We start from the raw sequence: 25782 nt of genomic DNA, 5'->3' as shown, positions 1-25782 counted from the left end.
AAAGGTGGGGACAATGGACGCCATCCTGCTTCAAATTCTAAACGGGCTCGACAAGGGCTCGGCCTATGCGCTGATTGCGCTCGGGCTGACACTCATCTTCGGTACGCTTGGCGTGGTGAACTTTGCCCACGGGGCGCTGTTCATGATCGGCGCTTTCTGTGCCGTCACCCTACAACGCGTGCTGAACCTGTCGTTCGAGACCATCGATGAGACACAAAAGGACTTTCTGGGCAATCCGCTGAAGGTCAAGACGCCTTATGTCGAGGCCTGGTTCGGGCCCGAGGCCGGGGCCTGGATCATCGACTGGGCGGTTCCGCTAGCCTTGGTCATTGCCATTCCGATCATGCTGCTCGTCGGCTATGTGATGGAACGCGGCCTGATCAAGCATTTCTACAAGCGTCCCCACGCCGACCAGATCCTGGTGACCTTTGGTCTGGCCATCGTCATGCAGGAAATCGTCAAGTATTTCTTCGGTGCCAACCCGATCCAAACCCCGCCGCCCGACGCCCTGAATGGCGTGGCCAATGTCGGGATGCTGATTGGGATGGACATCGTCTATCCGGTCTGGCGCATCGTCTACTTCTGCTTTGCGACCCTGATCATCGGCGGTATCTTTGCCTTCCTCCAGTTCACCACCTTTGGGATGGTTGTCCGGGCAGGCATGGCCGACCGCGAGACCGTGGGTCTGTTGGGCATCAACATCGACCGCCGCTTTACCATCATGTTTGGCATCGCCGCCGCCGTCGCGGGCCTTGCCGGAGTGATGTACGGGCCGATCAATCCGCCGAACTATCACATGGGCATGGACTTCCTGGTGCTCAGCTTTGTTGTGGTTGTTGTGGGCGGCATGGGCTCGTTGCCCGGAGCTGTTCTGGCAGGCTTCCTGCTGGGCATCCTGGAAAGCTTTGCCTCGACCACCTGGGCCACCACCACCATCCCCGGCATCAACCAGATCATTATCTATCTCGTCGCCATCATCGTCCTGCTCACCCGTCCCCGCGGGTTGATGGGTCGCAAAGGCGTGATGGAGGAGTAAGCACATGTTTGGTCTAGACAAAAAAGACAAATCTCTACTGGCCATCGTGGCAATCCTGACGCTGCTCGCGCCCTTCATCCTCAACCCGTTCCCGACTGACAGCGCCATGGCGCAGTTCAACGCGGGCTATCCTGACCTGATGCAGCGGTTCGTGATCTTCGGTATCTTCGCCGTGGGCTTCAACATCCTGTTTGGTCTGACTGGCTATCTGTCCTTTGGGCATGCTGCGTTCCTGGGTGTCGGATCCTACTCGGCCGTGTGGATGTTCAAACTGCTCAGCTACAACATCATCCCGGCCATCATCCTGGCGGTGATCATCGCGGGCCTTTTCTCGCTGCTCATTGGCTTTGTCAGCCTGCGCCGCTCGGGCATCTACTTTTCGATCCTGACGCTGGCCTTTGCCCAGATGTCATTTGCGCTGGCCTATTCGGTGCTGTCGAACCCCAAGTTCAACCTGACCAACGGGGAAACCGGCCTGCAAGTCTATAACGATGACCCGCAGATCCTTCAGGGCGCAAACGCACCTGATCTGCCGCATCTATTTGGCTTGTCGATGCGCTCGACCTACACGATGGAAATCGGCCCTTGGGCGTTTGACTTCAATGCGGGCTACTACGTGTGTGCCGTGATCATGATGGTGGCTTTCTACCTGGCGATCCGCATCTTCCGCTCGCCGTTCGGCATGATGCTGCGTGCGGTGAAATCGAACCAACAGCGGATGAACTACACCGGGCTCAACACCCGCCCCTACACTCTGGCGGCCTTTGTGATCTCGGGCATGTATGCTGGTCTGGCCGGTGGCCTGATGGCTGCGATGGATCCGCTGGCAGGTGCCGAGCGCATGCAGTGGACCGCATCGGGCGAGGTCGTCCTGATGACCATCCTGGGCGGCGCTGGCACGCTGATCGGACCGGTACTGGGCGCGGGCTTCATCAAGTACTTCGAGAACATCTTCTCGAAGATCAACGACAACGTCCTGCACGGTTGGTTCGCCTTCCTGCCGGATGGCCTGGAGGACTTTGTCGTCACCATCATCCACCCCTTTGTGGGCAAGGGTTGGCATCTGACACTGGGCCTGATGTTCATGATGGTTGTGATCTTCCTGCCGGGTGGTCTGGTCGAAGGAGGCCAACGTCTTGCAGCCTGGGTGCGCGGTAAGCGCAACAAAGGCAAAGACAAAACCACCGGCAAAACCGAACCTGCGGAATAAGGAGACGCATCATGGGCATTCTTGAAGTCAAAGGCGTCAACAAGCGGTTCGGTGGCCTGCAGGCCCTGGGAGACGTGAACCTGAGCGTGGCCGAAAACACAGTCCACGCCATCATCGGCCCCAACGGGGCGGGCAAATCCACCCTGCTCAACTGCCTGGTGGGCAAGCTCATCCCCGACACCGGTTCGGTCATGTTCGACGGTCAATCGGTGTTGGGCCGCGCGCCATATGAGATCAACCAGATGGGCATTTCCCGCGTGTTCCAGACGCCCGAGATCTTTGGCGATCTGACGGTGATGGAAAACATGATGATCCCCTGCTTTGCCAAACGGGACGGGGCGTTCGAACTGAACGCCATGCCCTCGGTCGGTAGTCAGAAGGACATCATCGAACGCGCCGAAAGCGTGCTTGAAGACATGAACATGGCCGATAAGCGGCACATGCATTCTGCCTCGCTATCACGCGGCGATAAACGACGACTTGAGATCGGTATGTGCCTGTCTCAGGAACCACGCCTGTTGCTGCTGGATGAACCCACAGCGGGCATGGCCCGCGCGGATACCAACAACACCATCGACCTGCTCAAGCAGATCAAGGACGAGCGCGACATCACCATCGCCATCATCGAACATGACATGCATGTGGTGTTCTCTCTGGCCGAGCGCATCACCGTTCTCGCCCAGGGCACGCCACTGGTCGAAGATACGCCGGAAAACATCAAAGGCCATCCCAAGGTGCGCGAAGCGTATCTGGGCGAGAGCGCTTAAGGAGAAGACAGATGAACGTCAAACCGGACTTTTCCAAAAACGCCAATCAGGCCACGACTGCTCCGGCCTTTCTGTCGGTTTGGGACATGCACTCGTACTATGGCGAAAGCTATATCGTGCAGGGCATTTCCTTTAACGTCCACGAGGGTGAGATTCTGGCCCTGCTGGGGCGCAACGGCGCTGGCAAAACCTCCACCCTGCGCTCGATCGCACGGCTTGGCGATCCCGAGGTGCGCCAGGGCGAGATCTGGCTCGACCACCAACCCTTGCACAACATGGCAAGTTATGAGGCCGCCTCGGTCGGCTTGGGCCTGGTGCCCGAAGATCGCCGTATCATCCCCGGACTGACGGTCGAGGAGAACCTTCAACTGGCCCAGATTGCCCCGCCGATCGGCTGGTCGCTGGATCGTCTGTATGACCTCTTCCCGCGCTTGGGCGAACGCCGCAAGCAAGAGGGCGTGACCCTTTCGGGTGGCGAACAGCAGATGCTGGCCATCGCGCGCGCCTTGGCGCGGGACATCAAGGTGCTGCTGCTGGATGAACCCTACGAAGGTCTGGCGCCTGTGATCGTGGACGAGATCGAAAAGACCCTTATCCACATCAAGGAACAAGGCATGACAACGATTATCGTCGAACAAAATGCGGTGCGCGCGCTTGAATTGGCCGACCGCGCCGTGATCCTGGATACGGGCGGCATCGTCTTTGACGGCTTGGCTTCCGAAGTTCTGGAAAACGAAGAACTGCGCGCCGAATATCTGGCGATCTAAAGAACACTCCCCGTCGCACGGAACATTTCGTGTGGACACCTGTCTCGGCCGGCCCCTTCCAAGGGTCGGCCACTTTTTTGGGTGCCAGCAATTTCAGGGAACGAGCTGTTCCCAAATCATTCCAAAGTGCGTTAAATGCGGGCATGAAGATTTGCGCGATCACAATGGTTTACCGTGATTACTGGGCGCTGTCGCAATGGTATGCCCATTACGGCAGGCATCTGGGGCACGAAAATCTCTACGTTGTTTCACACGGACCAGACCCCGAGGTTGCCCGGCTATGCCCGCAGGCCAGCGTGATCACCATACCGCGTGACGGTTTTGCCCATTTTGATGCGATGCGAAACCGGTTGCTCAATGACTTTCAACGCGGTCTGATCGAAGTGTATGACTGGGTCATCCGCACCGATGCTGACGAACTGATCTGCGTGTCACCCGAGCACCACTCCGGCTTTCACGATCTGCTGTCTCAACAAGAGGCAAACGCAGTGTTTGCCCTGGGGTTGAACGTCGCCGAGCACCCTGGCGATCCAGAGTTGATAGACGGAGAGTTGGCTTTGACCAAACGACGCAGTGCGATGTTCTCCGGCCACTACAGCAAGGCATGGGCGGTGCGCAAGCGGGTCGGATTGATGCGCCACGGGATCGAAGTTCGCCCCCGCTTTGCAGCCAGGCATCCCTTTGTCATGCCGCGCGGGGTCTATCTGGCGCATCTGAAGTTCGCCAATACACAGGCCCTGTCCGCAGCCAATCGAATACGTCGCGAGATTGCCAATTCGACAGGACCAGGCTTGCCCGGAGCTGCCTGGCAAGATCCTGGATCCGAAAACCGCAAGTTCTTTGACATGATGGACGCGCTGCCCCATCAGGATTGGTCCCAAGCAGAACCGGCGGCCTATGAGCTTCTCAGCCAGGACCCCGTACGCGACACAAACAAAGGATTGATCCGCGCCCGAAGCATCAAGGGTCAGGTCAAAACAACATTGCCACAGTGGTTTGCCTCGGCCTGACTGTCAGCTTGGGCATGCATAGTCACGACTTGCGCAACCGCGCCTCGCGCAAGCGAGGCGCCCGGCCCAACCCCGTCAGGTCCCGTCAGGGCATGCAGCGGGGGCGGGAGCATTCCCCTCAACCACTCAAACGCCTGCGCAATTCGGTTTTCAGCACTTTCCCATAGTTGTTCTTGGGCAGCTCAGTTAAGCAAATGTAATCCTTGGGGCGTTTGAACCGAGCAATACTGTCGATGCACAGTTCGTCCAGTTCGCCAGCATCCGCCTCACCCACCACAAAGGCCACGACTTCCTCTCCCCAGTCGGGATGTGGCCGACCCACGACCGAGACCTCTTGCACCTTCGGGTGGGTCAGCAACACCTCTTCGACCTCCCGCGGATAAACGTTCGAACCGCCCGTGATGATCAGATCCTTGGACCGGTCCTGCAGTGTCACATAGCCATCGGCATCCATGAACCCCATGTCCCCGGTCATCAGCCAACCATCCAAAAGGGTCTTGGCGTTGGCCTCGTCGTTTTGCCAATAGCCCGGCATGACCACGTCGCCCCGCACCATGATCTCACCCACATCTCCCAGCGGCAGCGGGTTGCCCTGTGCATCGCCCACGCGAACCTCGACCGTGGATTGGGCGCGACCCACACTGGCCAGTCTTTCGCGCCAACGAGGATGGCTGCGATCGGCCACATCGTGACGCGGCAGGGCCGTGATGCCCATCGGACATTCGCCCTGGCCATAGATCTGCACAAATATAGGCCCGAAATGCTCCACAGCTGCCGTGATGTCAGCGACATACATCGGGCCGCCTGCATAAACCACAGTCCGCAGACCCCGCCCGCTCTCTCCTGTCGCCCGCGCCACATCGGTCATGCGCTTGACCATCGTCGGGGCGGCAAACATCTGCACCCGATCAAACAGGCGCGCCAATTCGAAAATCTCACGCTCGTCGAACCCGCCCGACACCGGACAAACATGGCGCGCGCCCACCAGCACATGCAACATCGCATAAAGCCCGGCACCATGGCTCATCGGCGCGGCATACAAGATGCTGTCGTCCTTCGAGGCTGTATCGACGTCCGTAAAATACGCGAGCGAGACGCCGATCAACATGCGATGCGTGATCATGACGCCCTTGGGCTTGCCCGTGGTTCCGGACGTATAGAACAGCCAGGCCAGATCATCCGGGGCGCGGATCGCGGGTTGCGGAAGCGGATCAACCTTCAACGCTTCTGCAAAGATGGGCGAAGTGACGTCGATCAAACGCGCCTTGGTCCCGGCCTCACCTAAACCTTCCGTCAAGCCCGGAGAGGTAAAGGCCAACCCTGCTTCAGCATTGTCGATGACGAACGCCGCCTCACGCCCGTGCAGCTTGGCGTTGATCGGCACGGCAGCAGCCCCCGCATACCAAATCGCAAAAAGCGTGATCAGATAGTCCGGGCAATTCTTCATGAACAGCGCCACACGATCGCCAGGGCTTACGCCTTGCGCCAGCAGCCATCCAGCCAACCGGGCGGCGCTGTTGTGAAACCCGGCATAGGTCGCGACCTGCTCTGACCCCAGAAACAGCGCAGGCCGGTCACCTCCGACCTGTGCCTGCCGGTGCAACCAGTGGCCGATGTTCATGCCTTTACGCCTTCGAGCACCGAGGCGTAATTCGCGACACCCGAGCCGCCCATGTTGAATACCAAACCCAGCTCGGCACCCGGATGTTGCATCGCATCTGCCTGACCAAGCACCTGTCGTGCGATCAGTGTGTGCATCGACACGCCCGTGGCACCCACCGGATGTCCCTTGGCCTTGAGCCCGCCAGACAGGTTCACCGGCAGCTTGCCACCTGCATGGACCACCCCGCCCTCCAGAACATTCACGGCATACCCATGCGCCGCCAACCCCATTGCCTCATAGATCAGCAATTCGGCAATGGTGAAACAGTCGTGCACCTCGGCCACATCCAGATCGTTCACGGTGATGCCCGCCCGGTCATAGGCCTGATGGATGGCACGGCGCGGACCCTCGAATGCCAGCACGTCGCGCTGTGACATCGGCATGATATCATTCACTTGTGCAGTCGCACGCATCCGCACCGCTTTGCGGGCATCGCCCAGCAGATCATCCGCCACCAACACCATTGCCGCAGCCCCGTCCGAAACCAGCGAGCAATCGGTCTTTTTCAGCGGAGCTGCAATGATCGGGTTGCGGTCCGACACTTCGGCGCAAAACGCCTCGTCCATCGGCTTTTGCAACTGCGCCAGCGGGTTGTTGACCGAATTGCCATGGTTCTTGGCCGCAATCTTGGCCAAGGCCTGCGTGTGATCGCCGTATTTGTCGAAATAAGCCTGTGCGAACATGGCAAAGACGCCTGGAAACGACAGACCCGCCTCTTCCTTTTGATACGCCGCATGGCCAAGGGCCGCAGCCACTTCGGGCGTGGGCAAGTGGGTCATCTTTTCGACGCCAATCACCAACGCCGCCTTGCACTCGCCCGACAAGATCGCCTGGCGCGCTGCAAAGACTGCGGCCGAACCAGATGCACAGGCATTCTCCAACCGCGTTGCTGGTTTGAACCTTAAAGCCGGGTCAATCGACATTGCCAGCGACGACGGAAACCCATCAGCCACCAGCCCCGCGTTGAAGTGCCCGACCCAGATCCCGTCGATGACGTCCGCGCCAAGGCCCGCGTCCTGAATCGCCTCGCGCCCGGCGGCTGTGATCATGTCCTCAAGTGACATGTCCGTCAGCTTTCCGAACTTGGTGTGACCCCATCCCACAATGTTTACCATCATTCCTCTCCCCAATCTGTTATGGTAACTTTAGGAAAGAGTGAGCACTCCGTTCAATTCCGTAGAAATACCCGGCATTAATTACCCATGAGCGATCCAGCCTTCGAATATGCACCCATCGGCCTTGTCGAGCTAGAGAACCGGATAATCCGGCGCTGTAACCTGCAGTTTTCGGTGATGTTCGGTGGCAACGAAGAAGATTACCGCGACATGCCACTCTTGCACCTTTATCCCAGCCACGAGGATTTTGAACGCATTGGAGCGCGTGGTCTGCAAGCGATGCAAGAGACGGGGTATTACAGCGATGAACGCATCATGCGGCGGCGCAGCGGTGATCTTTTCTGGTGCCGAGCCAGGGGCAAATCGCTGACCCCGGATGATCCATTCAGACATGGTATCTGGAGTTTCTCGGACATTTCTGAAGACCGACCGGTGATCGAACTGACACCGCGCGAGCGCGATGTTGCGATCATGACGTGCCGTGGACTGTCGGCGAAAGAGGTCGGGCTGGAACTGGGCCTGTCTTATCGCACGATCGAGGCACATCGCGCCCGCCTGCTGGAAAAATTCGGGGCGCGCAAATTGCCAGAGCTGGTGGCAAAACTGTCAGGCATGCCCTTGTAACGCCACGCCCCTCGCAATTTTTGCCGCAACCCCCATCTTTCCCCTTTGTAACGGCGCTTTTCATGGCTGATGTCATGGCCTATAACGCCGGGTAATCTACGCAGCCCGCGCATCAGACGGGCACCAAGGGAACCTTCGAGGACACTCATGAGCGAAACCAAACACGAAGCGGATGTGGCATTCATCAAGGCGCTGGCCGAGCTGCTGCGCGAGAACGATCTGACCGAGCTGGAAGTCATGCGCGAATACAGCGACGATGACAGCCTGAACGTCCGCGTCAGCCGAGCCGCACCTGCCCCGATCGTGGCAGCCGCCCCCACACAGGTTGCTGTACCTACTGCGGCTCCGGTTGCTGCCGCTCCGGCAGCCGAAGCACCCGCCTCTGCCGAAGCTGACCCGGCCAGCCACCCCGGCGCCGTGACCTCGCCCATGGTGGGCACCGTGTACATGCAGGCCGAACCTGGCGCACCATCGTTCATCAGCGTGGGTGCGCAAGTCAGCGAAGGCGACACGCTGCTGATCGTGGAAGCCATGAAAACCATGAACCACATCCACGCGCCCAAGTCGGGTACTGTGAAACGCATCCTTGTCGATGACGGCGCAGCCGTCGAATTCGGGACACCCCTGGTCATCATCGAGTAAGGCGGTCCGCATGTTTGACAAAATCCTGATTGCCAACCGGGGCGAGATTGCCCTGCGCGTCATCCGCGCCGCGCGTGAGATGGGGATTGCCACGGTTGCCGTGCATTCCACCGCCGACAGCGACGCGATGCATGTGCGCATGGCAGACGAATCGGTCTGTATCGGACCTCCTCCCAGCCCGCAAAGCTATCTGTCGATCCCTGCCATCATCTCGGCCTGCGAGATCACCGGTGCGCAGGCGATCCACCCCGGTTACGGCTTTTTGTCGGAAAACGCTGGCTTCGTACAGATCGTCGAAGATCATGGGCTTTCCTTCATCGGCCCCACCGCCGAACACATCCGGGTCATGGGTGACAAGATCACCGCCAAGGACACCATGAAAGAATTGGGCGTGCCTTGTGTGCCCGGCTCGGACGGTGGCGTCCCCACACTCGAAGATGCCAAGCGCATCGGCGAAGAGTTTGGTTACCCTGTCATCATCAAGGCCACCGCTGGTGGCGGCGGACGCGGCATGAAGGTCGCGCACAGCGCGGACGAGATGGAAAGCGCCTTTATGACAGCGCGAGCAGAGGGCAAAGCCGCCTTTGGCAATGACGAAGTCTATATCGAGAAGTACCTCACCACACCCCGCCACATCGAGATCCAGGTCTTTGGTGATGGCAAAGGCAACGCGGTCCACCTTGGTGAACGTGACTGCTCGCTGCAGCGCCGCCACCAGAAAGTGTTCGAAGAGGCCCCCGGCCCCTGCATCACACCTGAAGAGCGCGCCAAGATCGGCAAGATATGTGCGGATGCGGTTGCACGCATCAACTATATCGGCGCCGGCACCATCGAGTTCCTCTATGAAAACGGCGAGTTCTACTTCATCGAGATGAACACCCGTCTGCAGGTGGAACACCCGGTGACCGAAGGCATCTTTGACGTCGATCTGGTGCGCGAACAAATTCGGGTCGCTGCCGGCCTACCGATGTCGTTTGGTCAGGACGACTTGGAGATCAACGGCCACGCGATCGAGGTCCGCATCAACGCCGAGCGTCTGCCGAACTTTGCCCCCTGCCCGGGCAAGATCTCGGCCTATCACGCGCCTGGTGGCTTGGGCGTGCGAATGGATTCGGCGCTGTACAATGGCTATTCGATCCCGCCCTACTACGATTCACTCATCGGCAAACTGATCGTGCATGGCCGCGACCGGGACGAGGCCTTGGCCCGCCTCGACCGCGCGTTGGGAGAGCTGATCGTCGATGGCATCGACACCACCGTGCCTCTGTTCCACGCCCTGCTGCAAGAGCCCGACATCCACAGCGGTGACTACAACATCCACTGGCTGGAGCGTTGGCTTGAGGCAAACATGGGCGAATAACCCCTGTCGCCGGGCAGGCACGCCCTGCCCGGCAGTCAAGATTTGCGCATGACCCTGTCCCCAGAACTGTTGTTGCACGCATATTCCATCGGGATTTTCCCGATGGCCGAACATCGTGCTGATCCGGACGTGTTCTGGGTCGATCCCAAATTGCGCGGTATCATCCCTCTCAACCGCTTCCACATCTCGCGCTCACTGACCCGACGCATTCGGCGAATGCCCTACACCATCTCGATCAACCGCGACTTTGAAGGCGTCGTGGATGGCTGTGCCGACCGCGCCGAGACCTGGATCAACGCCGAAATTCGCGCCCATTACCTGACCCTGCATGAACGCGGTTTTGCCCATTCGCTGGAGGTGCGCGATGGTGATGACCTGATCGGCGGAGTTTACGGCGTCACCCTGGGGGCCGGGTTCTTTGGCGAGAGCATGTTCTCGCGCCGCACCGATGCGTCAAAAATTGCGCTCGCCTATCTGGTGGACCGTTTGACCCAGACCGGCTTTTCCCTCTTTGACACGCAGTTCCTGACTGCGCATCTGGCGTCGTTAGGCGCGATTGAAATCCCGCGTGCGCGGTACCATCAGTTGTTGGAAGCGGCCGTGACCCAAAGCGCCGATTTCACAGCGCCGATCCGTCAATCCGCAGAGGGCGTGATACAGCGGATCACCCAGACATCGTAGCGGTTGTGGTCCAGCGCGTTCAGCGCCGGGGCCGTCGCGATCATCCAACCATCAAACAACGCCTGCTGCTTGCCCTGTTCCCAAATCGTCAAAAAGGCAAAGGCATCGCCCGTGGGGTTGTCTGCAGGATAGCGACAATCGCCCAAGGCGACATCAAGGCCAAATACCTCGGCCGTCTCACCATTGCCCAGCTCGACATCGAAAGTCTGCCCGTTCACCTTGTCCAAGCCACGCAGCATAGCACCAGATGCCGAGACCACCGTATCCTGCGCCGACGCGCTGCTCGCTGCCAAAACGGCAATCAGGACCAGCGCGCGAATCACTCGCTGCTCCCGTCACCGGCAACAAATTTCACCAACAGGGAAATCAGGCTCACCGCGCCTTGAGTGTCCTCGATCTCGTCCCCTGCCTCGAAATAGAAAAGCGAGCCACCTGGCATCACCTCGACAAAGTTGCCGCCCAGCAGTCCCTCGGAGGAGATCACAACAGCGCTGTCATCAGGGATCTGAATGCCGTTGGCCACGCTGAACGTGGTGTCCGCGCGGTAGCTTTCGGGGTTCAGGTCAACGCCCGTGACGGTGCCGATCTTGACGCCCGCCAGGCGCACGTCGGTGCCAACAGTCACACCCTCGAGCGAGCGGAACGATGCGCCCAGCTCATAGCCCGCGCTGCTTTGCGACAGGCCAGTGGCTTGGGTGGCGAAGACGCCAAACCCGATGGCAGCGGCCAAGACCACGCCCCCGACAAGAACTTCGGCGGTGCTGTGTGTGGACATAACGGTCCTCTTTTTACTCTGGGCTCCAGGCCTCGTAATCGCGACGTTCCACAGGCTGGGCCTGACGCAGAGAACCCGCAGGCGCATATGCCAGCGCGCTGCCGGTCAGGTTCTCCTGATGCGGCTTTTCCCAATCCTTGTGAACCAGCGGCTTGTCGGTCGGTGGCTCATCCCATGTGCGATGCAGCCAGCCATGCCAGTTCGGATCAACGCGGCTGGCTTCGGCCTCGCCATTGAAGATGACCCAGCGTTTGCTGTCGTCAGCCGTGCGATAGAACACATTGCCCTGATCGTCTTCACCCACCTTGACCCCTTTGCGCGAGGTATAGATGCGGGTGTTCAGCGTCGATCCGTTCCACCAGGTCACGGCGCTCAGCAGGGTGTTGAGAATGCCCATCGGCTACTCCTTGATCCGTTGGTCGAAGTTATGGCGAATTCACCGCCCAAGGTCCAGACCCCTGCGGTGAATGGTCCCTTACGCTTGGGGCGCCAGGGCCGTTACTTCGATCTCGATGCGGAATTTCGGGTCGATCAGGTTGCATTCGATCATCGTGGCTGCCGGCGGATTGTCGCCAAAAGCCTCGCGCAGGATCGGGAAACAAGGTTCGAACTCGTGTCGGTCTGGCAGCATGTATGTCACCCGCACCACATCCGCAAAGGATGCACCAACTTTTTCCAACGCGCCGCCAATCACCTCCAACGCCGATTTGCACTGGCTGACCACATCGTCACCCTGCCCCACGGTGCCCGCCACATGCACGAACCCACCGGCCACAACCGCACGGCAATAGCCGACCTTGGCTTCGAACTCTCCACCAGTCGAAATACGCGTGATGCTCATGTTCTTCCTCTTGCAAAAAACGTCATGGGTTTTGTCGCGCAGCGACGGGGCAAAGCCCACTATCCCCAAACTCCCAACAAAAAACGGCGCGATTAGTTTCGCGCCGTTATTATTTCAGTCTCCGAAGTATCAACCCGCCGAGGCCGGCTCTTTTTCCGCGTCCGCGTGGATCATCAGCGGTTGCGCGTCCGAGGTCACAGCCTCTTCGTTCACGACAACCTTGGTCACGCTGTCCAGACCCGGCAGCTCGAACATGGTATCGAGCAGGATGTCTTCGAGGATCGAGCGCAGGCCACGTGCACCGGTCTTGCGTTCGATGGCACGCTTGGCGATCGATTTCAGCGCATCGTCGGTAAAGTCCAACTCGGTCTCTTCCAGTTCAAAGAGGCGCTGATACTGCTTGACCAGAGCGTTCTTGGGCTGGGTCAGAATGGTCACCAGCGCGTCCTCGTCCAGATCCTCGAGCGTTGCCAAAACGGGCAGACGGCCGACGAATTCCGGAATCAGGCCGAATTTCAGCAGATCTTCGGGTTCCAGATCGGTAAAGATCTCGCCTATGCCACGCGCGTCGTCGTCGCGAACGTCAGCGCCGAAGCCCATGGCCGAGCCCTTGCCCCGCTGCGCGATGATTTTGTCCAGACCTGCAAAGGCACCGCCACAGATGAACAGGATGTTGGTGGTGTCCACCTGCAGGAATTCCTGCTGCGGGTGCTTGCGGCCGCCTTGCGGCGGAACAGAGGCAACCGTGCCTTCCATAAGCTTGAGCAGCGCCTGCTGCACACCCTCACCCGATACGTCGCGGGTGATCGAGGGATTTTCCGACTTGCGGGTGATCTTGTCGACTTCGTCAATATAGACGATGCCGCGCTGTGCACGTTCGACGTTATACTCCGACGACTGCAGCAGCTTGAGAATGATGTTCTCGACGTCTTCACCCACATAACCGGCCTCGGTCAGCGTTGTGGCATCCGCCATGGTGAACGGCACATCCAGAATGCGCGCCAGCGTCTGCGCCAACAGCGTCTTACCGCAACCGGTGGGACCGATCAGCAAGATGTTCGACTTGGCCAGTTCAATGTCACCACCCGCTTTCTGGGCGTGATTGAGGCGTTTGTAGTGGTTGTGGACGGCAACCGACAGCACGCGCTTGGCCATGGCCTGGCCAATCACATAGTCGTCCAGAACCTCGCAGATGTCCTTGGGCGTGGGCACACCGTCAGATGCCTTGAGGCCGCTGGCCTTGGTTTCCTCACGGATGATGTCCATGCACAATTCGACGCATTCATCGCAGATGAACACTGTCGGGCCCGCGATCAGCTTGCGCACCTCATGCTGGCTCTTGCCGCAAAAGCTGCAGTAGAGGGTATTCTTGCTGTCACCGCCGGAATTTGTCGCCATGGTCTACCTTTCGGTCTCCGTCTATGCCGTCTGTCGTATCATCTCCGTATTCGGAGACTCTGCTGCCACGTGTCACGGCAGCTTAGGCCAGTGCCGTGACCTCTACAATCGCAAAACGCACCCCCGAGACTCACGACCCGGGGAGGCGCCCGTCAACGCACTATTTAAGCGTCTTCACCTTTGGGACGGCTTTCCACGATCTCGTCGATGTGGCCCCAATCCTTGGCCTCTTCGGGACTCATGAAGTTGTCCCGATCCAAGGCCTTTTCAACGGCTTTCTTCGACTGGCCAGTGTGTTTGACATAAATGTCATACAGCCGGTCCTTGAGTTTCTGGGTTTCGGCCGCGTGGATCATGATATCACTGGCCTGGCCCTGATAGCCACCCGAAGGCTGATGCACCATGATACGACTGTTGGGCAACGAAAAGCGCATGCCTGTCTCGCCACCAGCCAACAGCACGGACCCCATCGATGCCGCCTGACCGATGACCAGGGTCGAGCATTTGGGTTTGATGTATTGCATGGTGTCATAGATCGACAGGCCGCTGGTCACCACGCCGCCGGGGCTGTTGATGTAGATCGAGATTTCTTTCGAGGGGTTTTCCGCCTCGAGGTGCAGCAACTGCGCCACGATCAGATGGCTCATGCCATCGTGGATCGGACCGTTGATGAAAATGATCCGCTCCTTCAGCAGGCGTGAGAAAATATCGTAGGCACGTTCGCCCCGGCTGGTCTGCTCGACGACCATGGGGACAAGCGTGTTCATGTAGGTATCAACTGGATCGAACATATGGGACCTGCCTGCTCATTTGCGGTTGCTCGGGACGCTACCCGACTAAGGTTACCTGAGTCTTAGTATCGCCGCTGGGGGGCTGCAAGGGCTGGAGGTTGAATTCATGCCTTGGGCACGCACACTGTCGCAATGGTGTTCCCGAGTGCCGCACGGTTGACCCTGGGGCGCGCTGCCCGCAAGGTATACCCCATCCAACCCGCCCATCCGCCCCACAAAGGAGTATGCCGCCGCCGGTTTCCCGTTCCGCCGCTGGTCATGACCCATGTCCCGAGATCCGTTTGTCCAAAAAGGCGCCTCCGCCAATTTGCCCCTGCATTTCGACGGGCCGCCGCAAAAGTTCTGTTTTGTGCTGTTGCCCAAGGTCACGATGCTGGCGCTGGCGGCGGCCATTGAACCGCTCAGGATCGCCAATCAGCTGACCAAACGGCAGCTCTATACTTGGCAAACGATGACCGAAGACGGCCAGCCGATCACCTGCTCCAACGGCTTGCGGATCACCCCGGACGAGGCCTTGGCCCCCCTTGATGCCGACACAGTCGGATTTGTCTGCGCGGGCGTGGAACCCGAGAAATCGAGCTCGCCGGGCGTACTGAACTGGCTGCGGCGCGAGCATCGCTTTGGTCGGTCTTTGGGCGGTATTTGCACCGGGGCCTTTGCCCTGGCCCATGCGGGCCTGCTGAAAGATCGCAAATTCACCCTGCATTGGGAAAATCAGCCGGGCTTTACCGAGGCGTTCCCGATGCTGGAGCCCTCGCCAAACATTTTTGAGACTGACGGGCGCATCACCACCTGCGGGGGCGGAAATACCTCGATCGACATGATGCTGGCCCTGATCGAGCAACGCCACGGGCCGGAACTGGCGATCATGGTGGCTGATATGTGCATTCACATGCGATCGGGTACGAAATCTCCGCAACGCTCGGCCCATTCGGTCGCCATTGGCAGCCGAAACCCGGCACTGCTGCGCGCCATCTCGTTGATGGAACAAGCGCTTGAAGAGCCGCTGTCCAGTTCGGATCTGTGCGACCGGCTGAACATCTCGCGTCGACAATTGGAACGCTTGTTCAAGAAATACCTGGGCCAGGGTCCCATGGCCTATTACCTGGACTTGCGGATTTCGCGCGCGTTCACCTATCTGAACGAAACCAACATGACCGTGGCCGAGATCGCAGCCGCCACCGGATTTGCCAACACAAGCCACCTGTCGCGACAGTTTCGGTCAAAGTATGGCGACTCTCCCCATTCTTTCCGCAAAGCATGGTCTTGAAGATCCCCGTTTTGCGGTGTCAGCTCGGGCAATGAACCCGACTCACTTGGCGGGATGACCGCCAAGGTGACCTTAGGTCAATGTTTCCCCCTTGCCAGGGAATTCAAGCAACAAATCTCGCCATGGTTGAGAAACTCTCTATTTGAAATTCACTCGTTGGTGAACAAATTCCCACATTCAAAAACAACAAACTAGTCGCGGAACAGACTGTCTGAATTGTGCTAATGAGGCATCGGTCAGACCGCAAACAGTGTTCGAACAAGGGCCCTTTGTTGCACGCTAAAGTAGTTCATACACGGGAACTTGTACGATCATATTGGACGATAATGTAGATTTGATTGAACAAATGCTGTAAGCGACCGCACCTATCGAAGCGAAACAAGGAATGGATCGCGAACACGCCCCGGACATGCCGGGTACGAAGGACTGAAAAAATGGCTCTCCCACAATTTTCCAGCCAAATGGACGAACAAGAACTCGACAGCATGGTCGAGAATGCAACAAAAGCGTCGAATTTTCTGAAAGCGATCAGCCACGAAGGCCGGCTTATGATCCTATGTCACCTGGTGACCGGAGAGAAATCGGTGACTGAGCTCGAGACCCTGCTATCCGCACGTCAGGCCGCGGTGTCTCAGCAGCTGTCGCGCTTGCGTCTCGAAGGGTTGGTAACCCCCCGCCGCGAAGGCAAGGCGATTTACTACAGTCTGGCTGACGAACGGCCACGACGAATTTTGGAAGTGGTCTACGACCTGTTCTGCAGTTCCAAATGAAACGCGGGCAGACCTGGCCGACCGACAGCCAGTCTGCCCGCGCCTGACTTTTTGTTACTTGACGCAGGCGGCAAATTCGTCCGCCATGGCTGCAACCAACTGGCCGTACAAAGCTGCACCGGTGTCCAGCTTGCTGCCCAGAGGGTCAATCACGCGGATCTCCACTTCGCCGGTTTCAGTCGCAGCCTCGAGCAGCCGCGGATCGAACTGTGGCTCGGCGAAGGCGCAGGTGACACCCAGATCAACAATCTGGTCCCGCAGGGCCGCAACGCGCGCCGGGCTGGGATCGCTTGCATCGCCCACAGCAACCGTGCCCGCGATTTTCAGGTCAAAGCGGTTCTCAAAGTACTGATAGGCATCGTGGAAGGCCACGTAAGGCTGGTCGTATAGCCCTTTGAGCTGCTCGGTCAATGCAGCTTCCTGAGCCTTGAGCTCTTCGACCGCAGCTTTCGCATTCATCAGGTAAACTTCGGCGTTTTCAGCATCCAATTTGGCCAGCTGCTCGGCAATTGCCAACACCCAAACCTGGGCGTTCTGCAGATCGAGCCATGCGTGCGGATCCACGCCGTCATGGTCGTGATGGTCATGATCGTCGTGACCCGCGTGATCATCGTGATCGTCATGACCTTCATCTGCGTGATCATCGTGATCGTCGTGGCCTTCGGCAGCCTTGTGGTCATCGTGATCGTCGTGGTCATCGCCATGCTTGTCGTGATCGTCATGGTCAGCGTGATCGTCGCCGTGATCGGCATGATCATCATCATGTTTGTCGTGATCATCGTGGTCGGCATGATCATCGTCATGCTTGTCATGATCGTCGTGGTCGGCATGATCATCGTCATGTTTGTCATGATCGTCGTGATCAGCATGATCGTCGTGATCAGCATGATCGTCGTGATCATCTTCTCCGAGTTCACGATACTGCAGTTGCAACGTGCCCGGAACGTCAAGAAGCTCCAACTTCACCGCGTTCTTGGACAAAGACGACAGCGGCTTTTCGAACCACGGTGTCAGCTCCGGACCAACCCAGACAACCAGGTCCGCGTTCTGAAGCGCGCGCGCCTCGGATGGACGCATCGAATACCCGTGCGGCGATGCCCCCTGGCGAACAATCAGCGACGGCTTGCCCACTGTGTTCATGACCTGAGCGACCAGACTGTGGATGGGTGCAATATCTGTGGCCACCTTCGGCGGTTCGGCGTAAGCCGCAACCGAGGCGACGGACAGGGTGACGGCGGAAAGCGCGAAACTGCGTAGCATGGAACCCTCGAACGTTATGATGTAACATTGATTGCGCTTGTTAGGCTGGACGTTATAACATATCAAGCAGCAAAACTTCCGTTAGGACAAAAATTATGGGTACCATCGGGTTTTCTGAGCATGATCACGGGCGCTGTATCGACACCGCAATGACACAGGCGGAAACCTATTGCGCGACGAACAAGCTCCATTTCACCCCAGTCCGCCGTCGTGTGCTGGAAATCCTGCTGAACAAGCACCAGGCCATGGGCGCCTATGACATCCTGGCCGTTCTGGCAGAGGAAGGAATGGGCTCGCAGCCGCCTGTCGCGTACCGTGCACTCGACTTTCTTGTGCAGAACGGGTTCGTCCACCGGATCGAACGTCTGAACGCTTACACGGCTTGCGCGCATCCCAACCATGACCACATCCCCGCCTTTCTGATCTGCCGCGAATGTAAGGCCGTGGCGGAAGCGGATTCAGAGGTATCACACGGGGATCTAAGCCATGCCGCCCAAAGCTCGGGCTTTACCATAGAAAAGATCGTGGTCGAGGCCGAAGGAATCTGCCCGGCCTGCACGGGGACTGCCTGATGACTGCCCCCCTGATTTCGACCGAGAACCTGAGCGTTCGCCTGGGCGGGCGCACGGTTCTGCATGACGTCAGCGTCCAGATCTCGCCCAAAGAGATCGTGACCATTGTTGGCCCCAATGGGTCGGGCAAGTCGACCTTTCTGCGGACGCTGATCGGCGCGCAGGTGCCGTCGTCGGGCCGGGTTACGCGCGCTGATGGGCTGCGGATCGGCTATGTGCCGCAAAAACTCGCCATCGACGCCTCGCTGCCCATGACCGTGCAGCGATTCCTGGGCCTGCCCAAACGTATCTCAGGTGCCAAGGCGCGTGACGTGCTGGACAGTGCCGGAGCACCGGGGTTGGAAAACCGGCAGATGTCGCAGTTGTCCGGCGGACAGTTTCAACGCGTCCTGCTGGCGCGCGCCCTATTGGAGCAACCCGACCTCCTGTTGCTGGATGAGGCGACCCAAGGCCTCGACCAACCCGGTTCTGCCGCGTTCTATCGCCAGATCGAAGATGTCCGCCACACGCTTGGCTGCGCCGTCGTGATGGTCAGCCACGATCTGCATGTGGTGATGGCCGCGTCCGACCGGGTGCTGTGCATGAATGGGCACGTCTGTTGCCAGGGCGCGCCCGAGGTGGTGGCCGAGGCACCGGAATACCGTGCGCTGTTCGGTTCCGGCACCCAAGGCGCGCTGGCGCTTTATCGCCACCAGCACACGCATTCTCACGACCACTCACACGAACACGGGCACAAACACTGATGCTTGACGATTTCATGGTCCGCGCTGCGCTGGCTGGCGTTGGTGTGGCTTTGGCCGCCGCCCCCATGGGCTGTTTCGTGGTCTGGCGACGGATGGCCTATTTTGGCGAGGCCACGGCCCATGCCGCCGTGCTGGGTGTCGCACTGGCGCTGGCCTTCTCACTGCCGATCCTGCCTGCGGTCATTGTCGCCGCGCTTGCCATGTCCTCGGCCGTCACTGCCCTGCGGGGCAGAGGCTATGCCATGGACACGCTGCTTGGCGTGATGGCCCACTCCGCGCTGGCGGTTGGGCTGGTGGCCGTGGCGATGCTGTCGAACGTGCGGCTTGACCTGATGGCCTTCCTGTTTGGCGACATCCTGGCGGTGAACCGCATGGACCTGGCGACCATCTGGCTGGGGGGGCTTGGCGTAGCCGGTCTGATCCTCTGGCGTTGGTCGGCGCTGATCCTGTCGACACTCAACCCCGACCTGGCCCGTGCATCCGGCATTGATCCCCGACGAGAGGAGGTCTGGCTGACGCTGGCGCTGGCCCTGATGGTGGCCGTTGCGATCAAGGTGGTGGGCGTTCTGCTGATTGCGGCGATGCTGGTGATCCCAGCTGCCGCCGCACGGCCCCTTGTCAGAACCCCCGAAGCCATGGCCGTCACCGCCGCCATCATCGGCGCGCTGTCAGCACTCGGAGGGCTCTATGGCGCCTATTGGTTCGACACCCCAGCAGGCCCCAGCATCGTCTGCTGCGCCTCATTGGCCTTTGCAGCGACCACGGTGATCAGCGGGCTGATCCGCCGCTAATCCCAATACCCCGACTGGATGTGGAACTTGACCAGATCGACATAGAAATTGCGGTGGAGCTTGGCCCGCCGCGCCGTATAGGCGTCCACCGCAACGTTCGGATCCTTGATCTTGGCGTTCAGCACCTTGAACACCTCAAAGATCGTCATGCCCTTGAACGCGTCAGGCCCCTGCCCCATGGCCCGCGCCGCCAACACAATCGACCGCGCCTGCGCTGCCTTGATCTCTTGCGTGATCTCCACTGCCGACCGCTCGTCGATCTCGCCCTCGTTGTGCCGTTTCGAGAGCTTGCAGTTATACGTCCGGCAGGTGTCCGGGCGCACGTCATAGCAGGTACAGGCCCCGTCATCACCCAGCCGAGGACAAGGCAGCCGCATCCGCAACGCGCCGTCACGGGCAAAGACCTGCACCTCTTTCGGCAGCCGGGGCCGCTCTTCTTCGGTGATCGGCACCCGCGCAAAAATCGAGCCGTTGCAACACAGGTTGCAGGACACACACAGCCCGCTCATGAACCCCGTCCGGTCATGATGATCTCCCCTCACGTTCCCGTGAAGAGAGTATCAGAGCACCCCCGTCCCCCCAACGGGAAGAAGGGGCTGCGCCGTGAAACACAGTTTTTCAAAACGATTGCAGGCCGCCATCATTGGCCTTGCCCGACTGTCGTGGTCAGCTTGCACACCATTGGCTGGCCGTCGGAATTTGGAGGGCTTTATGGCGCCTATTGGTTCGACACGCGCGCAGGCCACAACATCGTCTGCCGCGCCTCATTGGCCTTTGCAGTGACCACGGCGATCAGCGGGCTGATCCGCCGCCAATCCTCTCCTTATCACAACTTCCCGAACCGGTTCTGGAAACTCATAAAGTCGAGCAAAAAATTGAGATTTGGTCTGCCCCAATTCCCCGAAACAAGATGCAAGAATGTTCAGAGCTTGTGGCTATTTCGTGTTGGTTTACCTAACGCCCCTCCTCGAGCGCGCCAAAATTAGCATACCTTATACAAGACAAAGAAATTTGGCCTCGCAAATTTCAAAAGAGCATATTCGAAGATGCAAACATTCAGAACATCATTTTCACATAGGTTTCGCGCCCAATTTCCGAGAACATCAAAACGAAGAACCCTGTCCAAACCACTACGGAAAAGACAGTGATAAAATCATTGAAGACCCGATCATAATGAGGTCGCCACCTCATCGAGATGCGAAATTTTTTTACCGACACGGCGACAGGATATGCACGTCGTATTATCCGATGTCCGGCAAAAAATATATAGTAAGAAACAAAGCCAGAACAAACGTACAGGACTAAAGGTAGGATCCTCTTAAACCCGTCCGCGAACTGGAACTCCAACAAAAAGGCCTCACAACCTTGCTGGGGAGGATCTTGAGGAAGTGGTATCCCCTCTTTGCAATATTCCAACACAGATTCGTAAACTTGAACGTACTCCTGCAAAGGGATCACGTTAAGCCCCATGCCGCATATCAGATAAACAGCGACAAACAGGGTGAAAATAGGAAGCGAGTAAAACAAGACAATCGTGATATTCAGCCTCACACCTGCGATCGGCTTTCTCTTCCGATTAAAAATGGCACGAGCGCTATATCGACGATGAACTTTTTCTATGAAACGAATATTGGATACACAGTCTTCTATGAAATCCTGATGTAAGAAATCTAGGAACGCCGCGATCGTCGCAGCCGCGAGTGTAGCTGACACAAGGAGGCAAACGACCAATGCGTAAGCATCGGGGTAGCGAAGAAATGAAGCATTTTCAGCGACCCCTGATACGAAAGACAGAGCTGTAAAGAACGCGCCCAGAATCGCTGCATAGAAAACTCGATACCCTAAAAGGGTTCTGTTGAGTTCCGCTATCCGAGAAATTGCACACTCAATGACAAACCTGTCATCCTCAGACATGGCGCGAACAGAAGTTTTCGCAACCGCTCGTTCATCAGACATCGATGCACCCGAGACAATCTTTAATCAGCACAAAGAGTGCAAAAGTTGAGTTCGAAACTCAACAAAAAAGCTGTCAGGGACTCAAAACACTGCGTCGATACCCTTAACGTCCAACCTCAGCTATCCATCTTCAGCGCAGAGATAAACGCCTCTTGTGGGATGTCTACCTTGCCGAACTGGCGCATCTTTTTCTTACCCGCTTTCTGCTTCTCCAGCAGTTTCTTCTTCCGCGTCGCGTCGCCGCCATAGCATTTCGCCGTCACGTCCTTGCGCAGCGCAGAGAGGGTCTCGCGCGCGATGACCTTGCCTCCGATGGCTGCCTGGATCGGGATTTTGAACATGTGGCGCGGGATCAGGTCCTTGAGCTTTTCGCACATCGCCCGGCCCCGCATCTCGGCGCGGTCGCGGTGAACCATCATCGACAACGCGTCCACCGGCTCGTCATTCACCAGCACCGACATCTTGACCAGATTGTCCTCGCGGTAGCCGGTCATCTGATAGTCGAACGAGGCATAGCCCTTGGTCACCGATTTCAGGCGGTCGTAGAAGTCGAACACCACCTCGTTCAGCGGCAGGTCATAGACCACCATCGCGCGGCTGCCCGCGTAGGTCAGATCCTCTTGGATGCCGCGGCGGTCCTGGCAGAGTTTCAGCACGTCGCCCAAATATTCGTCCGGCACCAGGATGGTCGCCTTGATGCGCGGTTCCTGGATGTGGTCGACTTTTGAGGGGTCGGGCATGTCGGCGGGGTTATGCAGCTCGATCATCTCGCCGGGTTCGCCGTCTTTGCCCTTCATGAAGACGTTGTAGACAACGCTTGGGGCGGTGGTGATCAGCTCGATGTTGTATTCGCGTTCGATCCGGTCGCGGATGACCTCGAGGTGCAAGAGGCCCAGGAAGCCGCAGCGGAAGCCAAAGCCCAGCGCGGCCGAGGTTTCCATTTCAAAGCTGAAGGAGGCATCGTTGAGCGCCAGTTTCTCGATGGCGTCGCGCAGATCCTCGAACTCGGCACTGTCGACCGGGAATAGACCACAGAAAACCACCGGCTGCGCGGGCTTGAAACCGTCAAGCGCCGTGTCGGTGCCGTTGCGGTCATTGGTGATTGTGTCGCCCACACGTGTGTCGCGCACCTGTTTGATGGATGCGGTCAGGAAGCCGATCTCACCGGGCCCCAACTGATCAATCATCTCCATCTCAGGACGGAACACGCCGATGCGGTCGACGTGGTGCAGGGTGCCGTTCGACATGAACTTGACCCGCATGCCCTTTTTCAGGGTGCCGTCCATGATACGGACCAGGACGATCACGCCGAGGTAGGCGTCGTACCATGAATCGACCAGCATCGCCTTGAGCGGCGCGTCCACAGTGCCCTGCGGTGCGGGAAGTTGGGTGACAATCGCCTCGAGTGTTTCGTGGATGCCCACGCCGGTCTTGGCGCTGACCTGGATGGCGTCGGTCGCGTCGATGCCGATCACATCCTCGATCTGTTCCGCCACGCGGTCACAATCGGACGCGGGCAGGTCGATCTTGTTGAGAACCGGCACGATCTCGTGATCCGCATCGATGGCCTGATAGACATTCGCCAGCGTCTGCGCCTCGACCCCTTGGGTGCTGTCGACAACCAGCAGCGAGCCTTCGACCGCACGCATGGAGCGAGAGACCTCATAGGCAAAGTCGACGTGACCGGGGGTGTCGATCAGGTTCAGGACATAAGCCTCGCCATTGTCGGCGGTGTAATCGATACGGACCGTGTTGGCCTTGATCGTGATACCCCGCTCGCGCTCGATGTCCATGGCGTCGAGCAGCTGCTCTTTCATGTCGCGATCCTTGACGGTGCCGGTCTCCTGGATGAGCCGGTCAGCAAGGGTGGATTTGCCATGGTCGATATGCGCGACGATGGAGAAATTGCGGATATGAGCGAGGTCTGTCATGGCTTGGGGATATGGTTGGGAATCGCGGGCTGGTCAAGGTCGATCAAGTCAAGCGGAAGAATACGATGGAACGAAATGAACGATTTCATCGACTGGGTGCGCGATGAAGCTGACCGACCGAGCAAGAAACTCCTTTCAGTTCGCCATGCGCTTAGACGTCTACCTCTGATTTTTTCGGCTCGCGACCAAGGGGTAGCCCAAAAAAACTTACGCAGAACATTGACTGCGAACATCCTGCTAGACGTACAAAGTTCCTTGCAAGCCTGCGAGAGAATACTCAAGCAACCAACAATGAGCCTCTGCATCTGACCTTAATATTGCCAAAAAGAACGGGTAACATCCTGCCCCGTACGAGTCGCGAATTTCATCGCGGACGGTTTGAGGCAGAGCATGGCAAATTATTCGATTTTCACCCTGGGTGAATCGCAGATGACGATTTCCGGTGGCGGGCAGCTGGATGGAGTCACGCAAGGCGACGGCTCGCATTTGGTGGGGCTTACGATCACGCTCAATTCCAACGCCTGGCAAGAGGTGCAGATCCGCGACGGTGGCTCGGACACGGATTTTCGCGACAATGATGGCAACCAGCGCCTTGACGGTAATCAGACCATTGATGGGGTCAACTACTCGGACGGTCAGCGGATCGAGGCCGAGTATGGCCTGACGCTCACCGACGGCGTGAATATCTATCAGGTCGTGGGCGTCAACGTGAACAACTCCAACCCGTCCTTTGGCACCATCGAAGGGCTTGCCTTTGTCGGCGGCCCTGGCGGATTTCCCCCGGTTGGCGTGCCGCTCACGGTGGTCAGTGCTCAGGAAGGGCCGAACTTCGAAAGCACGGAATACGCCACGCCGATTTGTTTTGTGCGGGGCACGCTGATCGACACGCCCTCGGGCCCGCGACCGATCGAAAGCATGAAGGCAGGCGACCGTGTTTGGACAGATACCGACCAATTGAGCCGCGTGAAATGGGCCGGGGGACGCGCAGCCATTGCCGCCGGTCGCTTTGCTCCGGTTGAAATCCCGGCTGGAACTCTGGGCGCCATCCGCCCTTTGCGCGTGTCGCAGCAACACCGCGTCCTGATTACGCATCCGGTTGCCGAAATTTTGTTTGGATCGGTCAAGGTCTGGATCCCCGCCACCCATCTGATCAGCGCAGGCCTGGCACATTTGGCTCCGGGCAGCGGTGTCGAGTACTTTCATCTGCTTTTGGACGCTCACCGGGCGGTCCGCGCCAATGGGGTCGAGACCGAAAGCCTTCACATCCCAAATTCGGTAAGCGACACAGAAGAAGCCGTGCATTTCTTCCCTGAATTAGCGGCCGTGGACCCTGCACCCTACCGTTTGTCTTACCCAAGCCTTAAGCGACACGAAGCCGACATACTGTTTCGTGAGATCGCCAAGATTGATCCAAACCCAAGCTTGCGCCATAGTGCGTAAAAATTCTGATCGGGGCGCAAGACCCCGCACGAACGACCGAGGCAATGACATGAAGTACTATCTGACTGCCCTGCTGTGTGCAGGGACATTGGCCGTCACGGCCCCAACCGCGTCACTGGCCGCAAATGGCGTCATCAAGCGCGCCTGCGTAGCCTCCGACAGAGCCGCGGCCACACCTGCTCGCTGCGGCTGCATACAACGGGTTGCCAACGACGCACTAAGCCGCAGCGACCGCCGAACCGTTGCCAAGTGGTTTGCAGATCCGCACGAGGCACAGGAACTCAAGATGTCACAAACTGCCAGTGACGATGCTCTTTGGGAACGTTATCAAGCGTTTGGTCAGTTGGTTCAGGCCGTCTGCAAGTGAGC

General features: G+C 58.5%; 29 protein-coding genes. 17 read left to right on the top strand and 12 right to left on the bottom strand.

Annotated features, from left to right (window positions below; translation table 11 throughout):
• The first annotated feature begins 13 nt into the window (after positions 1-13).
• The 5 genes from TRM7615_RS09745 to TRM7615_RS09725 all read left to right on the top strand — a co-directional run bounded on the left by TRM7615_RS09745 (position 14) and on the right by TRM7615_RS09725 (position 4790).
• Positions 14-1036: a branched-chain amino acid ABC transporter permease gene (locus tag TRM7615_RS09745; RefSeq protein WP_108786911.1), complete on the top strand. Its 1023-nt coding sequence runs from the start codon at positions 14-16 to the stop codon at positions 1034-1036.
• 4 nt (positions 1037-1040) lie between these two features.
• Positions 1041-2246 (top strand): branched-chain amino acid ABC transporter permease, encoded by a 1206-nt coding sequence (locus TRM7615_RS09740; RefSeq protein ID WP_108786909.1) that lies wholly within the window; start codon positions 1041-1043, stop codon positions 2244-2246.
• A gap of 11 nt (positions 2247-2257) precedes the next feature.
• Positions 2258-3013: an ABC transporter ATP-binding protein gene (locus TRM7615_RS09735; RefSeq protein ID WP_108786907.1), complete on the top strand. Its 756-nt coding sequence runs from the start codon at positions 2258-2260 to the stop codon at positions 3011-3013.
• An 11-nt stretch (positions 3014-3024) separates the two neighbouring features.
• Positions 3025-3780: an ABC transporter ATP-binding protein gene (locus TRM7615_RS09730; protein ID WP_108786905.1), complete on the top strand. Its 756-nt coding sequence runs from the start codon at positions 3025-3027 to the stop codon at positions 3778-3780.
• A 164-nt stretch (positions 3781-3944) separates the two neighbouring features.
• Positions 3945-4790, top strand: coding sequence for a glycosyltransferase family 2 protein (locus TRM7615_RS09725; RefSeq protein WP_235824055.1), 846 nt, complete (start codon positions 3945-3947; stop codon positions 4788-4790).
• 118 nt (positions 4791-4908) lie between these two features.
• Here the strand turns inward: TRM7615_RS09725 and TRM7615_RS09720 are convergent, their stop codons facing one another.
• Together TRM7615_RS09720 and TRM7615_RS09715 are read right to left on the bottom strand one after the other, a co-directional pair.
• Entirely contained in the window at positions 4909-6411 is a 1503-nt protein-coding gene (locus tag TRM7615_RS09720; protein WP_108786900.1) for a class I adenylate-forming enzyme family protein, read from the bottom strand.
• Complete coding sequence (locus tag TRM7615_RS09715) at positions 6408-7568, bottom strand: acetyl-CoA acetyltransferase (RefSeq protein ID WP_108787296.1); 1161 nt, start codon at positions 7566-7568, stop codon at positions 6408-6410. The genes TRM7615_RS09720 and TRM7615_RS09715 overlap by 4 nt, the downstream gene beginning before the upstream one ends.
• A gap of 87 nt (positions 7569-7655) precedes the next feature.
• Between TRM7615_RS09715 and TRM7615_RS09710 the strand changes: the two genes are divergently transcribed.
• The 4 genes from TRM7615_RS09710 to aat all read left to right on the top strand — a co-directional run bounded on the left by TRM7615_RS09710 (position 7656) and on the right by aat (position 10875).
• The gene (locus tag TRM7615_RS09710; RefSeq protein WP_108786898.1) at positions 7656-8192 is read left to right on the top strand and encodes a LuxR C-terminal-related transcriptional regulator; all 537 of its coding nucleotides are present in this window, start codon (positions 7656-7658) and stop codon (positions 8190-8192) included.
• A 147-nt stretch (positions 8193-8339) separates the two neighbouring features.
• A complete protein-coding gene (gene accB, locus TRM7615_RS09705; RefSeq protein ID WP_108786896.1) occupies positions 8340-8834 on the top strand; it encodes an acetyl-CoA carboxylase biotin carboxyl carrier protein in 495 nt (164 codons plus the stop codon).
• Positions 8835-8844: 10 nt separating this feature from the next.
• A complete protein-coding gene (gene accC, locus TRM7615_RS09700) occupies positions 8845-10194 on the top strand; it encodes an acetyl-CoA carboxylase biotin carboxylase subunit (RefSeq protein WP_108786894.1) in 1350 nt (449 codons plus the stop codon).
• 48 nt (positions 10195-10242) lie between these two features.
• On the top strand, positions 10243-10875 hold the full coding sequence (aat, locus tag TRM7615_RS09695; RefSeq protein ID WP_108786891.1) for a leucyl/phenylalanyl-tRNA--protein transferase: 633 nt from the start codon (positions 10243-10245) through the stop codon (positions 10873-10875).
• On the opposite strand, the gene TRM7615_RS09690 is transcribed toward aat, so the two are convergent.
• The 6 genes from TRM7615_RS09690 to TRM7615_RS09665 form a co-directional block, all read right to left on the bottom strand.
• Positions 10830-11198 (bottom strand): DUF2155 domain-containing protein, encoded by a 369-nt coding sequence (locus TRM7615_RS09690; protein WP_235824054.1) that lies wholly within the window; start codon positions 11196-11198, stop codon positions 10830-10832. The genes aat and TRM7615_RS09690 overlap by 46 nt on opposite strands.
• The gene (gene mlaD, locus TRM7615_RS09685) at positions 11195-11650 is read right to left on the bottom strand and encodes an outer membrane lipid asymmetry maintenance protein MlaD (RefSeq protein WP_108786889.1); all 456 of its coding nucleotides are present in this window, start codon (positions 11648-11650) and stop codon (positions 11195-11197) included. The genes TRM7615_RS09690 and mlaD overlap by 4 nt, the downstream gene beginning before the upstream one ends.
• A 13-nt stretch (positions 11651-11663) precedes the next feature.
• Positions 11664-12047 (bottom strand): NADH:ubiquinone oxidoreductase subunit NDUFA12, encoded by a 384-nt coding sequence (locus TRM7615_RS09680; RefSeq protein WP_108786887.1) that lies wholly within the window; start codon positions 12045-12047, stop codon positions 11664-11666.
• A gap of 78 nt (positions 12048-12125) precedes the next feature.
• The gene (locus tag TRM7615_RS09675) at positions 12126-12491 is read right to left on the bottom strand and encodes a RidA family protein (RefSeq protein WP_108786885.1); all 366 of its coding nucleotides are present in this window, start codon (positions 12489-12491) and stop codon (positions 12126-12128) included.
• Positions 12492-12620: 129 nt separating this feature from the next.
• On the bottom strand, positions 12621-13889 hold the full coding sequence (clpX, locus tag TRM7615_RS09670) for an ATP-dependent Clp protease ATP-binding subunit ClpX (RefSeq protein WP_108786883.1): 1269 nt from the start codon (positions 13887-13889) through the stop codon (positions 12621-12623).
• A 164-nt stretch (positions 13890-14053) separates the two neighbouring features.
• Entirely contained in the window at positions 14054-14680 is a 627-nt protein-coding gene (locus TRM7615_RS09665; protein WP_108786882.1) for an ATP-dependent Clp protease proteolytic subunit, read from the bottom strand.
• 265 nt (positions 14681-14945) lie between these two features.
• Between TRM7615_RS09665 and TRM7615_RS09660 the strand changes: the two genes are divergently transcribed.
• Both TRM7615_RS09660 and TRM7615_RS09655 read left to right on the top strand, forming a co-directional pair.
• Positions 14946-15950 carry a GlxA family transcriptional regulator gene (locus TRM7615_RS09660; protein WP_108786880.1) on the top strand — a complete coding sequence of 335 codons (1005 nt, stop codon included), beginning with the start codon at positions 14946-14948 and terminating at the stop codon, positions 15948-15950.
• Between the two features lie 434 nt (positions 15951-16384).
• A complete protein-coding gene (locus TRM7615_RS09655; protein ID WP_108786878.1) occupies positions 16385-16720 on the top strand; it encodes an ArsR/SmtB family transcription factor in 336 nt (111 codons plus the stop codon).
• 54 nt (positions 16721-16774) lie between these two features.
• Here TRM7615_RS09655 and TRM7615_RS09650 read toward each other — a convergent pair whose 3' ends face one another.
• Positions 16775-17980: a zinc ABC transporter substrate-binding protein gene (locus TRM7615_RS09650; RefSeq protein WP_108786876.1), complete on the bottom strand. Its 1206-nt coding sequence runs from the start codon at positions 17978-17980 to the stop codon at positions 16775-16777.
• A gap of 95 nt (positions 17981-18075) precedes the next feature.
• On the opposite strand from TRM7615_RS09650, the gene TRM7615_RS09645 reads away from it, so the two are divergent.
• Genes TRM7615_RS09645 through TRM7615_RS09635 form a run of 3 tightly spaced genes read left to right on the top strand, consistent with a single transcriptional unit; the run spans position 18076 to position 20086 of the window.
• Positions 18076-18552 (top strand): Fur family transcriptional regulator, encoded by a 477-nt coding sequence (locus TRM7615_RS09645; RefSeq protein WP_108786874.1) that lies wholly within the window; start codon positions 18076-18078, stop codon positions 18550-18552.
• Positions 18552-19295 (top strand): ATP-binding cassette domain-containing protein, encoded by a 744-nt coding sequence (locus tag TRM7615_RS09640; RefSeq protein ID WP_108786872.1) that lies wholly within the window; start codon positions 18552-18554, stop codon positions 19293-19295. The genes TRM7615_RS09645 and TRM7615_RS09640 overlap by 1 nt, the downstream gene beginning before the upstream one ends.
• Positions 19295-20086: a metal ABC transporter permease gene (locus tag TRM7615_RS09635; RefSeq protein WP_108786870.1), complete on the top strand. Its 792-nt coding sequence runs from the start codon at positions 19295-19297 to the stop codon at positions 20084-20086. The genes TRM7615_RS09640 and TRM7615_RS09635 overlap by 1 nt, the downstream gene beginning before the upstream one ends.
• Here the strand turns inward: TRM7615_RS09635 and TRM7615_RS09630 are convergent.
• Both TRM7615_RS09630 and TRM7615_RS09625 read right to left on the bottom strand, forming a co-directional pair.
• Entirely contained in the window at positions 20083-20595 is a 513-nt protein-coding gene (locus TRM7615_RS09630) for a YkgJ family cysteine cluster protein (RefSeq protein ID WP_108786868.1), read from the bottom strand. The genes TRM7615_RS09635 and TRM7615_RS09630 overlap by 4 nt on opposite strands.
• Positions 20596-21142: 547 nt before the next feature.
• Complete coding sequence (locus tag TRM7615_RS09625; protein WP_108786866.1) at positions 21143-22000, bottom strand: hypothetical protein; 858 nt, start codon at positions 21998-22000, stop codon at positions 21143-21145.
• On the opposite strand from TRM7615_RS09625, the gene TRM7615_RS26215 reads away from it, so the two are divergent.
• Positions 21975-22091 (top strand): hypothetical protein, encoded by a 117-nt coding sequence (locus TRM7615_RS26215; protein WP_370739791.1) that lies wholly within the window; start codon positions 21975-21977, stop codon positions 22089-22091. The two genes, TRM7615_RS09625 and TRM7615_RS26215, sit on opposite strands and share 26 nt — an antisense overlap.
• A gap of 67 nt (positions 22092-22158) precedes the next feature.
• On the opposite strand, the gene lepA is transcribed toward TRM7615_RS26215, so the two are convergent.
• Positions 22159-23973 (bottom strand): translation elongation factor 4, encoded by a 1815-nt coding sequence (lepA, locus tag TRM7615_RS09620; RefSeq protein ID WP_108786864.1) that lies wholly within the window; start codon positions 23971-23973, stop codon positions 22159-22161.
• Positions 23974-24363: 390 nt separating this feature from the next.
• Between lepA and TRM7615_RS09615 the strand changes: the two genes are divergently transcribed.
• Entirely contained in the window at positions 24364-25413 is a 1050-nt protein-coding gene (locus tag TRM7615_RS09615; protein WP_108786862.1) for a Hint domain-containing protein, read from the top strand.
• A 49-nt stretch (positions 25414-25462) separates the two neighbouring features.
• Entirely contained in the window at positions 25463-25780 is a 318-nt protein-coding gene (locus TRM7615_RS09610) for a hypothetical protein (protein ID WP_108786860.1), read from the top strand.
• Positions 25781-25782 lie beyond the last annotated feature (2 nt).

Source organism: Falsiruegeria mediterranea M17 (genome assembly GCF_900302455.1).
Lineage (GTDB): Bacteria > Pseudomonadota > Alphaproteobacteria > Rhodobacterales > Rhodobacteraceae > Falsiruegeria > Falsiruegeria mediterranea.
Note: the sequence above shows the minus strand (reverse complement) of the source record. Positions and strands in the feature narration are given on the sequence as shown.